Genomic DNA, 14705 nt, shown 5'->3' with positions numbered 1-14705 from the left:
CACCCGCCCGTCGAGCGTCGCCCGAGCCGTTCGCCGCGTTTCTCGCTCCGTCGTCCCGCGCGAGTACGCGGCGTGTCGTCCGTCGCTCGGCCCGTTCAGAGCTCCCGTATCTCGGTCGGGTTCACGACCGTGGTCCCGGGGGCGACGTCGTCGAGGACCTTGGTGGCCATCCCGACCTCCGCCCCCTCGCCGACGTGGCAGTGGGAGGCGACCGAGACCTGCGGGTGGATGTACGCCCCGTCGCCGATGGTCGTGCTCCCGGCGATGGTCGCGGCCATCGCGATGCGGACGTCCTCGCCGACGGTGACGTTGTGGGCGACCTTCACGTTGCTGCTGAGCTTCGTCCCCGAGCGAATCTCGGTCGCCTCGAAGACCCCCCGGTCGACCACGCTGTTCGCCCCGATGGTGACGTCGTCGCCGATTTCGACGCTCCCCTTGTGCGGGAGGTGGTGGAGTTCGCCGGACGCGTCCGGCGTGTAGTTGTACCCCTGTGCCCCGAGGACGACCCCCGGCTGGACGACGCACCGGTCCCCGAGGACGACGCAGTCGTCGACGTACGCGCCGGGGGCGACGTGACACGCCTCGCCGAGTGCTGCGCCCTCGCGGATCGTCGCGGCGGGCGAAACCTGTGGGTCCTCGCTCGCCGCGAAGAACCGACCCACCGCCCGGCAGAAGTCCGGTTTCGGCGTCGACGAGTGGACGGTGGCGCGGTCGACCTGTGCGGCGACCGCAGGTCTGCAGACGACCGCGCCCGCGTCCGTCGCCGCCAGCGCGTCGGGGTCGTCGCCGACGTAGAACGAGAGGTCGGCCGGGGTGGCCTGGTCGAGGCCGTTGTAGTCCGCGAGCTCGACGCTTGCGCCCCCGTGGTCGGTGCCGAGGAAGGACGCGACGGTGGTGGAGTCCACGCTCATGGTGTGTAGCGACCCGACTCACCCCGATAAGCGTTGTCGTCGCTCGAATTCCGGGTGCGGGAGTGCCAGTAGCCTTATTGATATCCGTCGGGAGTACGGACTATGGTAGATTCCGACTACACCGAGCCGCTGGAGGGGTACACGCTCTCGACGTACCGGGCGTTGCTCGCGGACCTGCAGTCGGCCGGCTTCGAGTTCCACGCCTTCTCCGACGCTCCCACCGAGCGGTCCGTGTTCCTGCGTCACGACGTCGACCTCTCGCCGGGGGACGCGCTCCGGATGGCCGAACTGGAGGCGGAGATGGACGTCACGTCGACGTATTTCTTCCTGCTGACGAACCCGCTGTACAACCTCCTCGAACGCGAGTACCGCGACGTCGTCGCCCGTATCGAGTCGCTCGGCCACGAGGTCGGCGTCCACTTCAGCACCCACCAGTACTGGTCGGAGCAACCCGAGGACGCGACCCTCGAGTCGTTCGTCGACCGCGAACTGTCGGCGCTCTCGGGCGTCACCGGCAACGACCACCCCGTCATCTCCTTTCACATCCCGCCGGAGTGGGTCCTCGACCGCACGTTCGACGGGTTCACCCACACCTACGAGCCGCGGTTCATGACCGACATCCTCTACCGGGCGGACTCGAGCCACCGCTGGCTCGACGAGGCCCCCTTCCCCGACGGGTTCGACGACCGGATGCAGGTGCTGACCCACCCGGGCATCTGGGGGGAGACCCACCGGTCGTTCGAGCGCTGCGTGCGGGACGCGGGCGCCCACGCGAAGGCCCGAATCGACACCGCACTCGAAGAGCAGTACCTCAGCTGAGTCGGCCCGCACTCGCGCGGGACACGACCCGGTATCCACAGCCTACTCGTCGCTCCGGGCACCGCCCGACCCCGTCGCGCTCCCGTCGTGCGGATAAGACGGACCATAACAATGGCCGTGTAGCGCGCACTCTCGACCATGAAATACCTGGTCTTCGTGAATACGCCAGCGCACGCACACACGTATCGGCATCTCGCCCGGACGGTCGTGGACTCTGAGGACGAGATGCTCGTTCTGGCGCGGGACTACTCGTGTACCCTCGACATCCTCGACTACCACGACGTCCCCTACGAGGTCTACGGGTCCCACAAGACGTCGGACTACTCGACGTTCGGGTTCGCGCGGGAGCTCCCCCAGCAGTTCTTCCGAATCGCCCGGCACGTCCGCCGGTACGACCCGGACGTCATCTTCGGGCGGGGTCCCTACGCCGCGTTCGCCAGCCTCTTCTGTGACGCGCGGGTCATCCTCCTGCTCGACGCCGAACCGAGCGAACTGCTCCACCGGGCGTCCAGCCCGTTCGCCGACCTCATCCTCACGCCGGAGGCCACCGACATCGACCTCGGGAAGAACCACTACGTGTTCAAGGGGTTCAAGGAGTGTGGCTACCTCCTCCCGGACGTGTTCACCCCGGACCCGACGGTCCGCGAGGACCTCGGGCTGGAGCCGGACGAGCGGTTCATGCTCGTCCGGTTCGCGTCGCTCGACGCGCTCCACGACCGGGACGCGGTCGGCCGGACCATCGAGCAGCGCCGACAGGTCATCGAGGCGGCGCCCGACGACGTGACCGTCCTCGTCTCCGACGAGTCCGGTGAACTCGATCTGGAGGCGCTCGGCGCCCGGAAGTACGACCTCCACCCGGCGCGCATCCACGACGTGATGGCCGAGGCCGACCTCCTCGTCGCCGAGACGGGGACGATGGTCATCGAGGCGGCGTTCCTCGGCACGCCCGCCATCGCGTGTAGCGACTGGGCCAACCAGGGCCCCGGCGAGTTCGTCGCGCTGGAGGACGCCGGCCTCATCCGAATCACGAGCGACCTCGAGCGGGTCGCCGAGCACGTCTCGGAAATTCTCGGCGACCCCGACGCGCAGGCGCGCTACCAGCAGCGCCGCGACGAGTTCCTCGCGGACAAGGTGGACCTGACCGAACTGCTCATGGACGTCGCCCGCGACCCCGCGTTCGTCTCCGAGCGGTCGAAGCTCCGACCGCGCCGGTCGACCCCCGTCTGACGGTGACGAGCCCCGGAACCGCCATCGAGCACACCTTCCCCCCGACCCCGAGCACACCATGAGCGAGACCCGACACCCCGAAGTCAGCGTCGTGCTGCCCACCTACGACAGACCCGAGTTCGTCCGGCGGGCGGCCGAGAGCGTCCTCGACCAGACGTTCACCGACGCCGAGTTGATCGTCGTCGACGACTGTTCACCGACCCCCGCCGAGGGGGTGCTCGACACCCTCTCCTCGTCCGACATCGCCGTCCGGTACATCCGTCACGAGGAGAACCGCGGCGCGCCCGCCGCGAGGAACACCGGCATCGAGGCGGCCACCGGGCGGTTCGTCGCGTTCATCGACGACGACGACCAGTGGGTGCCGACGAAACTGGAGCGCCAGTACGACCGGTTCCAGCGGGGCGGACCCGCCGTCGGCGTCGTCTACACGGGCCAGCGGTTCACGGAGGAGGGGTCGGTCGTCCACACCCTCCGCCCGACGGTCCGGGGCGACGTCACGGAGGACCTGTTGTCGGGCGCCTCGCTCGGGACGTTCTCGACGCTGATGGTCCGCGCGAGCGTCATCGAACAGGCCGGCCTCACCGACGAGCGCTTCCCGTGCTGGCAGGACCGCGAGTGGCCCATCCGCCTCTCGCAGTACACCGAGTTCGACGTCATCGAGGACCCGCTGGTCGTTCGCGAGAGCTCCGGGCACTCGCAGATCAGCGACGACATCACCGCGAAGCGTGACGTGGCCTACCCGCTCATGCTCGAGACGTTCGGCCCGCTCGCGGAGGAGTACGGCTGTCGGGACGCGCTGGTCGCGGCGACGGCCCGCGAGGTGGCGCTCTCGGCGCTCCAGCGGGGACAGTATGCGGACGCGAGGCGGTTCGCGCTGCGAACCATCCGCGCCGACCCCACGCGGTGGGACGCCTACGCGTTCTTCGTGTTGTCGCTCGGGAGAACGCCGACCGTGCGACTCGCACAGCGGGCGAAACGGATGGTCGCGGCTCGACTCGACTGACCGGCCGGGTCGCCGACGAACGGGGGACGACCGGCGGTCGGGTCACGATCTGGTGATGGCGTGCGGTCTACTGGCGCTCGAAGGAGATGTTCGCGCTCCCGTCGAGGTCGAACGAGGCGATGTCCCCCGAGAAGGTGTAGGCGTCGGCATCGGCGGTGATGACGCCCGTCGCCGCACCGCCCTCGATGGTGTCGGAGGACTCGACGGAGTGGTCGTAGCTCTTGACCAGGTCGCCCGTGACGCTGAAGCTGTACCGGGTCTCGGTGGCGTCGCTCGTCGACGTGAGCACGAGCTTGTTCGGCAGTTCCTCGACGCCGAAGTCCTCGGGGGCGACCGTCGTGCCGTTGTGCGTGAGGACGCAGTCGTCGCGCTTGGAGGCGAAGTCGACGATGCGGCCCTCGACGGTCCAGGAGTCCATCCGACCGTCGCTCGTCCACCCGGAGACGGTGGTCATCCCGCCGCTGGTCGTCGCCGAGTCCCAGTCGCCCGCGCCGGTGTCGTCGTCGGCGGGCGCGGCCGTCCCGTCCACGACGAACTCGTAGTTGACGACGTTGCCCTGCGGCGCCTCGACGACGAGGTGGTCGCCGGGCGGCGCCACGAGGTCCTCCGCGGTGACCGTCGTGCCGTTGTGCGTGAGGACGCAGGGGTCGCGGTTGGAGGCGAAGTCGACGATGCGGCCCTCGACGGCCCAGGAGTCGAACCGACCGTCGCTCGTCCAGCCCGAGACGGTCATCGTGCCGTCGCCCTTCGTCGTCGAGTCCCAGTCGCCCTCGCCGGTGTCGGGGTCGGCGGGCGTCGCCACCCCCTCCACGACGAACTCGTAGTTGACGACGTTGCCCTGGGGCGCCTCGACGACGAGGAGGTCGCCCTTCACGTCGTCGGGTGACGGCGACCCGGAGGTGTCGCCCGAACCGCTGTCCGAGCCGTCGGAACTGCCGTCACCCGTGTCGGCCGAACCGCTGCCGGAGTCGCCGCGCGACCACGAGGCGTCCGGGATGGGACACGAGTCGCCGTGAGTAATGTTCGACGTGCTCACGCTGGTGTTGTTGAACACCGTCGCGTCGCCGGGGACGTTGATGTTCGTATTCGAGATGGAACACTTCCCGGAGTCGTCGAGTACGACGCCGTTCCCGCTGGCCCCGTCCATCTGGATGCAGGAGTTCTCGATGCGGGACCCGGAGCGCTTGTCGAGGTAGACCGCGGTGCGCTTCGAGGACGTCCCCGTGATGCTCACGCCGTCCATGTAGATGGCGGGGTCGTCCGGGATGCCGTCGCTCGCGAACCGCTCGCCGGGTGCGTACGCCCACACCGCGTAGGCGCCGTCGACGTCGTTCTGGATGCGGGTGTTGCGGAACTCGATGCCGCCGTCCGAGCCGTTGATGAAGACGGCAGCCGAGGAGTCCCCGTCGACGGACTTGTGGATGATGTCGCAGTTCTCGACGTAGCCGCCGGACTTGCCGTAGGGGCCCGTCGCGAAGTAGAGGCCGTTCGCGCCGCCCAGCGTCCCGGTGTTGTCGGGGTGGGCGTCGTCCCAGTCGTTGACGACGACGCAGTCGCGCATCGTACACCCCGCGCCGAGGCGCATCCCCGCGAGGTCGTTGTTCTTGAAGAAGCAGTTCTCGAAGTGGACCTCCCCGGCGTGCTTCCCGGTGTACAGGCCGCCGTCGCCGTTGGCGTTCTCGATGTGGCAGTCGCGGAACGTGAGACTGCCCTTGTGCTTGTCGTCGAAGACGCCGCCCGCCCCCTCCGACCCGACGGGGCCCTTGAACTCCGAGGGACCCGTGTGCGTGTAGTTCTCGACGAGACCCGTCCCGTCGCGTTCGAGGATGCGGATGACGAGTCCCCAGAGGTCGTCGTCGCCCATGGGGTTGAACCCGGGCATGTCCACGTCGCGGAACACGAGGTTGTCGTAGACGTTGAACACCGTCCCGATGGAGCCGCCGGTCTGCGAGTCGGTCTGGTCCAGCGTCAGGTTCTCGATGAGGACGTCACGGCAGTTGAGGATGCGGAACAGCCAGATGTTGCTGTCGCCCTCCGTGACGAACCGAACGTCCGCCTGTGCGCCGGTGCCAACGACGCCGATGCGCTCCGCGCCCCACTTCGAGACCGGGCCGTCGACGACGTACTCGCCGGCCGGGAACTCCACGCAGGTGCCATCCGTGAGTGCGCGCTCTAGTTTCCCGTTGACCGGTTCGTTGCCGTTCGGGTCCATGCCGAGGTCGTCGACCGCGTCGAGGACGCGGTCGAAGGTGATGCCGCCGCGCGTCGTCGCCGCGGACGCCTGCCGTGCCGCGAGCGGGAGCGTCGCCGCCGTCGCCGCCGCCAACTGGAGGTACCGCCGTCGGTGGAGCGTCCCGTCACTGCGTTCGTCCGCACCGGGTTCGTCTTCGTTGCCAGATTCGTGTGCCATCAACTTGGCTTGGGCGAGGCCTAGAGTTATCGGATTCAGATACAATCATAGGAGATGTAGCAACGGGCGGCTACAGTAGTAGCTTCTCGGAGACCGGCCGCGCCGCCATCACGGCGCCGTCACCGGGATACGGTCGAATCGGCCCCGTCGGTCGCCGACGACTCGGTGTCGGTCGACGACTCCCCCGTTCCGTGGGAGGCCCCGGTGTCCGCGGCGCCCGCCCCGGACCCGTCGAGCGACGCGGCGAGCGCACACATCGTGTAGAGGTGGTAGAGTGTCGCCTCGGAGTACCGCTCGTCGTCGAGGACCGTCGCAACCTCCCGCTCGGACAGCGAGTCCCCCGTCTCCCCGAGGAGGGCCCGGACCCGGTCGGGGAGGTCGGTGTCCCGCGCCTTCGGCGTCCCGAGCACCCGGTCGACGACGGCCGACTTCACGCGCGGCCAGCGCGAGAGCGTCAGGTAGAGGACGTGCTTCGCCCGGTACTCCAGCGAGGTGATGGGGACGCCGTAGTCGGCGTAGTCGACGGCCAGGAGGTCCGGCGCGAGCGCTCCGACGAACGACCGGTACAGGCGCATGTACTGCTTGCAGTCGGGGGTGTACTCCATCGCGGCCTGGAAGAAGGGAAACGAGTAGAACGGCGTGACCGACCAGAAGAAGTACCGGTTGCGGTCCTCGCCGTGCTTGATGAGCTTCATACCCCGCTCGCGGAGCATGAAGTGGGTGTACCGGTTCTCGAGCGAGGACTCGGGGTACGACCGGAACCGCCGGCGCACGGACTCGAGGAGGTGTTCCTCGGAGATGCCCGCGATGGCGGCGGCGCGTTCGGGCGAGAACACGCTGTTCGCCTCGACGGCGTACTCGACGAGGTCCGAGAGGGAGTCGTACCGGCGCGGGGGTCGCAGGTCGTGGAACACCTTGTCGCCCCCGTCGCCCGTCACGTAGTTCACCTCGCCGTAGCGCTCGTACAGTTCCTCGAAGAACTCGACGATGAACCCCATCCGGAGGTAGTTCATCCCCTGTTTCATCTCCAGCAGGGTCGCCTCGACGTCCTCGAGGTCGTCCCGCGGGGTCGCCACGGACGTCCACTCGACGTCGAGCGTCTCGGCGACCGACCGCGCGACGGTCGCCTCCGTCGGCAGTTCGTCGGCGTCCTCGTCGACGAACGTCGCGGCCGAGAACGGGACGCCCGCCGCGTCGTAGCCGGCCGCGACCGCCCGCGAGTCGAGGCCCCCACTCAGCGAGAGTACCGCTCGCCCGGGGATGTCCGCTCGGTTTCGACAGGCCTCGGCGAACTTCCGGGCCAGCCGTCGCCCCGCGGCGTCGACGCTCGCCGGTTCCGTCGACTGCTCGAAGGCGTGTTCGTACAGGCTGTCGGTCCGCACGTCGCCGTCGAACGTGAGGCAGGTCGCCGGGTCGAGCTCCGACACCCCCTCGAACACCGTCCGCGTCCCGAGCGTGTAGCCGAACAGGAGCGTCTGTGCGACGCCCAGTCGGTCGAGTTCCACCGGTTCGCCGACGTTCGACAGCCACTCCCGGACGAACGTCAGTTCGCGAGAGACGACGGTCCGCTCGCCGACCGTCGCCCGGTAGAGCGGGAGGCGACAGAGCGGGTCGTTGAGGACCCGGAGGTCGCCGTCCGGCGGCTGGACGGCGATGACGAACTCGCCGTCGCGACTCGCGAGCCAGTCGCGGAGTTGCATCGTCCGCGAGTCCTCCAGCCACGACGCGACCTGCCTGAGTTCCCCTTCGAGGTCCTCGACGTCGTACAGGTAGCCCTCGACGACGACGGTCGTTCCGTCGAAGTCGAACCGGCGGACGGGGTACGTCTCGTAGCCCGTGTCCGCGACGTAGACCGTCTCGTCGACGACGTGGTGGTCGTGGTCGTAGCGCGGGAGGAACTCACAGCGCTCCAGTGCGGCGTCGGCGGCCGCGCGGTCCACACCGCCCTCGTCGACGACGATGGAGAGTCCCGGCATCGGTCAGCGGCCCCCGGTCGGTCGCCCTCGCCAGTCTCGCCGGTCCGACCGGCCGAACGTCCCGGTCGACCCCGCTCCTCTCTCGCTTGCGCTCCGAATACGTCTCACGTGTTCGTTCATTATTTTCGTTATTTCTCCCAAATTATTTTAAACTACTGTCCGGTTCGGCGACTGGTCGCTCTCTACTGGACCACTCACCGGCCTGGTTCTTACGTGCTGTGGCACCCCACCCGGAAGACGGGCGGACCGTCGTACCGCCATGGCCCTCCTCCCCCGTCGCTGGCCGACGGTTCGTCGTCGACTCGCTCCCTCGGTCGACGCCCGACCCTAGTCGAACCTGGTTCCCGACCGCCCGAACCCCTTCGCGAGCGTCGTCTCCTCGATGCTGAGGACGGTCGGCCGCCCGTGCGGGCAGGCGTACGGCTGGCGACACGCGCCCAGTCGGTCCAGCAGCGCCGCGCTCTCCTCGTCCGTGAGGTCGTCGCCGGCCTTCAGCGACGGGTGGCAGGCCATCTCCGCCAGCAGCGCCTCCCGCGGGTCCTCGGGCGACTCCCCCGAGAGGAACGTATCGAGGAGGTCACGGACGTCCTCGGGCGCGGCCGCGCGCCCGAACGGGGCGGGAACGCCCGTCACGCGGTAGGTGCCGCCGCCGAAGGACTCGACGCGGAAGCCGAGGGACTCGACGGCCTCGCGCCGGGCGTCGAGGGTCGCCGCCGCGCCAGGCGACAGCGAGAGCGTCGCGGGGGGGTCCACCGACAGCGTCTCCACCTCGGCCCCCGCCACCGCCTCGCGCAGGCGCTCGTAGTTGACCCGCTCGTGGGCGGCGTGCTGGTCGACCACGAGGAGGTCGTCGCCGGCCTCACAGAGCAGGTAGAGGCCGCGGAACTGCCCGATGACGGTGAGGTCCTCGAAGCGCGACCGGGTGGGTTCGAGCCCCCCCTCCCCGTCGAGGTCGATGCCGAGTTCCGCCTCCCCGCTCCGGGCGAGGTCGGCCGTCGAGAGGGCGTCCCGGACGGCTCGCTCGACCGCCCCGTGGACCGCCTCCGCGTCCCGGAAGCGCACCTCGCGCTTGCCGGGGTGGACGTTCTGGTCCACCCGGTCCGGCGGGACCCGAACCCTGACGACGGCGACCGGGTGGCGGTCGCCGGGGAGGAGCGACCCGTAGCCCGCCTCGACGGCGTTCCTGAGTCCCGAATCCGCGAGTGGTCGCCCGTTGACGGCGACGGTGACGTGCGAGGCGCTCGCCCGCGTCACCGACGGGTGGACGCAGACGCCGTGGACGGCCACCTCGTCGTCGTCACCCGCCGCGAGCGCCGTGCTCCGGCCGGCGACGTCCCGGCCGTACACCGCCAGCAGGGTGTCGGTCTCCTCCCCGCTCCCCGGCGTCGAGAGCACCGTCCGACCGTCGTGGTCGAGGCGGAACCGGACGTCCGGGTGGGCCAGCGCGTAGCTCGCGAGCAGGTCGCTCACGCGGGCGAACTCGCGTTTCGGGGTGCCGAGCGACTCGCGGCGGGCGGGCAGGTCCGCGAAGAGGTCGCGCGCCTCGACGGTCGTCCCGACGCCGTGACCGGCCGCCCGGACGGTCGGGTCGCCGTCCGCGACGGTCACGCGCGTCCCCTCGTCCTCCCCGGCGGTCCGCGTCCGCAGGTCGAGGCGGGCCACCTCAGCGATGCTCGGCAGTGCCTCCCCCCGGAAGCCGAGCGTCGGGGCCGTGGCGAGGTCGGCGGCGTCGCGTATCTTGCTCGTCGCGTGGCGCTCGACGGCCAGTCGGGCGTCCTCGCGGCTCATGCCGTGCCCGTCGTCGCTCACGCTGACGAGGTCGAGACCGCCGTTCTCGACGGTCACCGACACCGCCGACGCCCCCGCGTCGAGGGCGTTCTCCACCAGTTCGCGGACCGCCGCCGCCGGGCGCGTCACCACCTCGCCGGCGGCGATGCGCGCGACGGTCGACTCGTCGAGTCGCCGGACCGCGGTTCGTTCCCCCGCTCGCGTCTCCGATTCGGTCGTCATCGTCTACTCGAGTCCCCGCTGTCTCTCGTGGAGCCACGTCAGCGCCTCCACGGGCGTCATGTTCGCGATGTTCAACTCGCGCAGGGCGACTTCGAGGTCGGTGGGCTTCCCGCTGTCGCCCGCCGTGGGCGTCGGCTCCGAGTCCGACCCCGCCGCCGTCGCCGTGCGCGCTCCGTCCGCGTCGTCGCGGTGACCGTTCGACCGGTCGGCCGCCGGGTCGGGGTGCGCCCCCGCCTCGCCGGGCAGTCCCGACTCCAGCAGGTGACGCGAGCGCTCGATGACCGACGTGGGGACGCCCGCGAGTCGCGCCACCTCGACGCCGTAGGACGCCTCGCTCGCCCCCTCGACGACCGTGTGGAGGAAGGTCACGTCCGTCCCCTCCCGCGCGATGGTGAAGTGGAGGTTCTGGATACCGGGTCGCCCCTCGGCGATGCGCGTCAGTTCGTGGTAGTGGGTGGCGAAGAGCGTCGTCGCGCCCACCTCGTCGTGGAGGAACTCCGAGACGGCCCACGCGATGGAACGCCCGTCGGCGGTGCTCGTCCCGCGGCCCACCTCGTCTAAGAGTACGAGGGAGTCCTCGGTGGCGTTGTGGAGGATCTCGGTGAGTTCGGTCATCTCGCGCATGAACGTGGAGGCCCCGCCCGCGATGTCGTCGCTCGCACCCACGCGGGTGAACACGCGATCGACGAGGGGGAGGCGCGCCCGGTCGGCGGGGACGAAACTCCCCACCTGCGCGAGCACCTGAATCAGGGCGACCTGTCGCATGTACGTCGACTTCCCGCTCATGTTCGGCCCGGTGATGACGGCGAACGGTCGCTCGCGCAGGTCGGCGTCGTTCGGCACGAACGTCTCCTCGGTGGTCTCCACGACGGGGTGGCGACCCGCCTTGACGTGGACTCCCCCGCTGCCCAACTCGGGGCGGACGTAGTCCCGCTCGACCGCGACGCCGGCGAGCGTACAGAGCACGTCGAGTTCCGCGAGCACCGCCGCGACGGCCTGTACCCGTTCGGCCTCCCGCGCGACGTCGTCTCTGACCTCGGTGAACAGCTGGTACTCGCGGGTGTCGGCGCGCTCGGCCGCCCCCAGAATCTCGTCCTCACGAGCCTTCAGGTCCGGCGTGTAGAACCGCTCGGAGTTCTTCAGCGTCTGTCGGCGCGTGTAGTCGTCGGGCACCCGGTCGAGGTTCGGGTTCGTCACCTCGATGTAGTAGCCGTGGACCTCGTTGTAGCCTACCTTCAGCGAGTCGATGCCCGTCCGCTCGCGCTCGCGCGCCTCGAGGTCCGCCACCCACTCGCGGCCCTCGCGTTCGGTCGCCCGGAGGTCGTCCAACTGGTCGTCGAACCCCTCGCGGATGACGCCGCCCTCCGTCACCTCGATTGGCGGGTCGTCGGTGATGGCCCGCCCGACGAGGCCGCGGACGTCGGCCAGTTCGTCCAGCGCCTCCCGACGGCGGCGCAGCGGGCGCGACTCGCAGTCGGCGAGCGTCTCGCGCAGTTCGGGCACCACGTCGAGCGTGGACTTCAGCGCCCGCAGGTCGCGCGCGTTCGCTCGCCCGCGGGAGACGCGCGTGACGAGTCGCTCGACGTCGTAGACGTCCTTCAAGAGGTCGCGTGCCTCCTCGCGGACCAGCGACCGCCGGGCGAGTTCCTCGACGGCGTCCAGTCGGCGCTCGATGCGCTCGCGGTCCAGCAGCGGGCGGCGCAGCCAGTGGGTGAGTTCGCGCCTGCCGAGCGCACACGACGTCTCGTCGAGGACGCCCAGCAGGGTGTGGTCGTCGTCGCCCTCGCGGTTCTCGAACACCTCCAGCGAGCGCAGCGCGGTGGCGTCCAGCCCCATCCCCTCGCGGGGGTCGTAGCGCGCGATGCGCGAGATGTACTCCAGCCCCCCCGAGTCGACGCCCTGCGTGTACTCGGCGTACGCGAGCAGGCCGCCCGCCGCCCGCAGTTCGGCGTCCGTCTCGACGACGGCGTCCGGCGCGGGGACGTACCCGCCCAGTCGCTCGCGCGCCGCGGCGGACTCGAAGGCCGCCTCGCGGAAGGGGGTGTACATCCCCTCAACGTCGAAGCCGTGGTCGCACCCGGGGGCGGTGACGAGTTCGGCGGGCGCGAAGCGGTCGAGTTCGTCCTGTATCGTGGGGACGTCGCCGCTCGTGACACGGAACTCGCCGGTCGAGACGTCCACGAACGCGACCGCCCAGCGCTCGCCCGCCCCCGCCTCCCCGACGGTGTCGCCGTCCCCCGACCCCCGGATAAGGCCGGCGACGTACGTGTTGCCGGCCCCGAGCAGTTCGTCCTCGACGACGGTGCCGGGCGTGACGACGCGCGTGACCGCCCGGTCGACCAGTCCCGACGCCTCCTCGGGGTCCTGTACCTGGTCGGCGATGGCGACGCGGTAGCCGGCGTCGAGGAGCGTCTCGACGTACGGGGCCGCGTTGTCGATGGGGACGCCCGCCATCGGGTAGGTGCCCGTCGAGTCCTCCCGCTTCGTCAGTGTGATCTCGCAGATGCGGGCGGCCGCCTCCGCGGCGTCGCAGAACAGTTCGTAGAAGTCCCCGACCTGAAAGAGCACGAGGGCGTCGTCGTACTCCTCGGTCAGCGCGAAGTACTGCGACAGCATCGGCGTCAGCTCCTCGCGGCGCTCCGCCATCTTCGCGGGCGGCCCCGTCGCCTCCATACCCGAACCCCGACGGCGAGCTACTTCAACCGTGGGAATTCCCCGACGGCGACCCGTTCTCGCTCCGTCTTCGACCCCCTCCGTCGTGCCTCGGCCGGAAGTGGTCTCGACCCGTGACTGTGGCTCAATCGTGGCTCTTCCCAGACATGGTTGGTCGTGCTTATATGTGTCATCACTCCGCAGGTGTGGGTAGCTTTCACATGTCAGACTCACAGGCACGAACCGCACGAGAGGAGTGGGGGAGTCGGTTCGGGTTCCTCATGGCGATGCTGGGGGCGATGGTCGGCGCGGGGAACATCTGGCGCATGCCGTTCACCACGGGGGAGAACGGCGGCGGCGCGTTCCTCCTCGCGTACATCCTCCTCCTGTACGTCATCGCGGTGCCCGGCCTGATGGCCGAGACGATGATTGGCCGCTACACGAACAACGGCGTCATCGGGACGTTCAAACAGGTGTTCGGGTCGCGGCGGGCACAGGGCCTCGGTCTCGTCGTCCTCCTCGTCAACGTGGCGCTGATGTCGTACTACGCGCCCATCATCGGGTGGGCGCTGTACTACGCCGGCCACTCGCTGCTCTTTACGTTCACGCAGCCGGGGTTCCAGCCCCAGCCGTTCTGGGACTCGTTTATCACCAACCCGGCGCTGGTCATCGGAATGCACACGCTCACGATGGCGAGTCTCGCGGGCGTCCTCGTCTTCGGTATCCGCCGGGGCATCGAACGCGTCGTCAAGTGGATGATTCCCCTGCTCGTGGTGGCCCTCGTCGCCGTCGCCGTCCGCGGCGTCACCCTCCCGGGCGGGATGGAGGGGGTGGCGTTCGTCTTCACGCCCGACTGGGAGTTCCTCACCCGCGGGTCCACGTGGGTGGCCGCGCTCAGTCAGGCGCTGTTCTCGACGGGACTGGGGTGGGGGATCGCGCTCACCTACGGCAGCTATCTCGGGCGGTACGACGACGTGCCACTCGGCGGTGGCCTGTTCACGGCCATCGGGAACACCAGTATCGGTATCCTCGCCGTGTTCGCCACCTTCCCCGTCGTCTTCGCGTTCGGCCTCGAACCGAGCGCCGGGTCGAACCTCCTGTTCATCTCGCTGGCGGAGGTGTTCCCCGAACTCATCGCCGGTGGCCTCTGGGCGGTCGTCTTCTTCGTCTCCTTCTTCTTCGCGACGTTCACGTCCGGTCTCGGCATCACCGAGGTAGGCATCACGACCGTCACCGAGGAGACGCGCCTCTCGCGGACCGGGTCCGTCCTCGCCGTCTGCGGCGTCATCTGGCTGCTCGGCCTGCCGAGCGCCTACTCCTCGGCGTTCCTCGGACAGATGGACTTCATGTTCGGGAGCTTCGGTCTCCCGCTGGCGACCCTGTCCATCATCGCCCTCGTCGCGTGGAAGTTCGGCCCCGAGCGCGCCCGCGTCATCGACCTGAACCGCAACGCCGGCATCTACGTCGGGTCGTGGTGGAACCCCGTCGTGAAGTACGCCATCCCGGTCGTGATGGTGTTCATCATCGGCTACGGCGTCGTCACGAGCATCGGCACGGAGAACCAGACGCTCATGCTGACGGGCGTGGCGCTCATGGTCGCCCTCGTCGCCGTCAGCGTCGCCGTGATGAGCGTCGTCGGGAAGGACGCCGAGAGCACGCCGGACGCCACCGACGCCGCCGCACGGGGGGGTGACTGA

At 69.7% G+C, this 14705-nt stretch carries 9 protein-coding genes; 4 read left to right on the top strand and 5 right to left on the bottom strand.

Annotation, left to right across the window (positions count from 1 at the left end):
* Positions 1 to 95: 95 nt before the first annotated feature.
* Positions 96 to 911, bottom strand: a complete 816-nt coding sequence (locus tag NKG96_RS14675) for a DapH/DapD/GlmU-related protein (RefSeq protein ID WP_254535849.1) — start codon at positions 909 to 911, stop codon at positions 96 to 98.
* Positions 912 to 1013: 102 nt separating this feature from the next.
* Here NKG96_RS14675 and NKG96_RS14670 point away from each other — a divergent pair, with 102 nt between their 5' ends.
* The 3 genes from NKG96_RS14670 to NKG96_RS14660 all read left to right on the top strand — a co-directional run bounded on the left by NKG96_RS14670 (position 1014) and on the right by NKG96_RS14660 (position 3960).
* The gene (locus NKG96_RS14670; RefSeq protein WP_254535847.1) at positions 1014 to 1730 is read left to right on the top strand and encodes a polysaccharide deacetylase family protein; all 717 of its coding nucleotides are present in this window, start codon (positions 1014 to 1016) and stop codon (positions 1728 to 1730) included.
* 138 nt (positions 1731 to 1868) lie between these two features.
* Positions 1869 to 2957 (top strand): DUF354 domain-containing protein, encoded by a 1089-nt coding sequence (locus NKG96_RS14665; protein ID WP_256558091.1) that lies wholly within the window; start codon positions 1869 to 1871, stop codon positions 2955 to 2957.
* A 58-nt stretch (positions 2958 to 3015) separates the two neighbouring features.
* The gene (locus tag NKG96_RS14660; protein ID WP_254535843.1) at positions 3016 to 3960 is read left to right on the top strand and encodes a glycosyltransferase family 2 protein; all 945 of its coding nucleotides are present in this window, start codon (positions 3016 to 3018) and stop codon (positions 3958 to 3960) included.
* A gap of 67 nt (positions 3961 to 4027) precedes the next feature.
* On the opposite strand, the gene NKG96_RS14655 is transcribed toward NKG96_RS14660, so the two are convergent.
* The 4 genes from NKG96_RS14655 to mutS all read right to left on the bottom strand — a co-directional run bounded on the left by NKG96_RS14655 (position 4028) and on the right by mutS (position 13029).
* The gene (locus NKG96_RS14655) at positions 4028 to 6370 is read right to left on the bottom strand and encodes a hypothetical protein (protein WP_254535841.1); all 2343 of its coding nucleotides are present in this window, start codon (positions 6368 to 6370) and stop codon (positions 4028 to 4030) included.
* A 119-nt stretch (positions 6371 to 6489) separates the two neighbouring features.
* Positions 6490 to 8346 carry an asparagine synthase-related protein gene (locus NKG96_RS14650; RefSeq protein ID WP_254535839.1) on the bottom strand — a complete coding sequence of 619 codons (1857 nt, stop codon included), beginning with the start codon at positions 8344 to 8346 and terminating at the stop codon, positions 6490 to 6492.
* 327 nt (positions 8347 to 8673) lie between these two features.
* Complete coding sequence (gene mutL, locus NKG96_RS14645) at positions 8674 to 10356, bottom strand: DNA mismatch repair endonuclease MutL (protein ID WP_254535837.1); 1683 nt, start codon at positions 10354 to 10356, stop codon at positions 8674 to 8676.
* A 3-nt stretch (positions 10357 to 10359) separates the two neighbouring features.
* On the bottom strand, positions 10360 to 13029 hold the full coding sequence (mutS, locus tag NKG96_RS14640; RefSeq protein WP_254535835.1) for a DNA mismatch repair protein MutS: 2670 nt from the start codon (positions 13027 to 13029) through the stop codon (positions 10360 to 10362).
* A gap of 200 nt (positions 13030 to 13229) precedes the next feature.
* On the opposite strand from mutS, the gene NKG96_RS14635 reads away from it, so the two are divergent.
* Positions 13230 to 14705, top strand: coding sequence for a sodium-dependent transporter (locus tag NKG96_RS14635; protein WP_254535833.1), 1476 nt, complete (start codon positions 13230 to 13232; stop codon positions 14703 to 14705).

It is taken from the genome of Halomarina litorea, from assembly GCF_024227715.1.
GTDB classification, from domain to species: domain Archaea; phylum Halobacteriota; class Halobacteria; order Halobacteriales; family Haloarculaceae; genus Halomarina; species Halomarina litorea.
This window is presented reverse-complemented; position numbering and strand designations above follow the sequence as displayed.

Excerpts from the sequence above, each read along its gene's own strand:
- NKG96_RS14675 (WP_254535849.1), bottom strand. The coding sequence starts at position 911 with ATGAGCGTGGACTCCACCACCGTCGCGTCCTTCCTCGGCACCGACCAC.
- NKG96_RS14670 (WP_254535847.1), top strand. The coding sequence starts at position 1,014 with ATGGTAGATTCCGACTACACCGAGCCGCTGGAGGGGTACACGCTCTCG.
- NKG96_RS14665 (WP_256558091.1), top strand. The coding sequence starts at position 1,869 with ATGAAATACCTGGTCTTCGTGAATACGCCAGCGCACGCACACACGTAT.
- NKG96_RS14660 (WP_254535843.1), top strand. The coding sequence starts at position 3,016 with ATGAGCGAGACCCGACACCCCGAAGTCAGCGTCGTGCTGCCCACCTAC.
- NKG96_RS14655 (WP_254535841.1), bottom strand. The coding sequence starts at position 6,370 with ATGGCACACGAATCTGGCAACGAAGACGAACCCGGTGCGGACGAACGC.
- NKG96_RS14650 (WP_254535839.1), bottom strand. The coding sequence starts at position 8,346 with ATGCCGGGACTCTCCATCGTCGTCGACGAGGGCGGTGTGGACCGCGCG.
- mutL (WP_254535837.1), bottom strand. The coding sequence starts at position 10,356 with ATGACGACCGAATCGGAGACGCGAGCGGGGGAACGAACCGCGGTCCGG.
- mutS (WP_254535835.1), bottom strand. The coding sequence starts at position 13,029 with ATGGAGGCGACGGGGCCGCCCGCGAAGATGGCGGAGCGCCGCGAGGAG.
- NKG96_RS14635 (WP_254535833.1), top strand. The coding sequence starts at position 13,230 with ATGTCAGACTCACAGGCACGAACCGCACGAGAGGAGTGGGGGAGTCGG.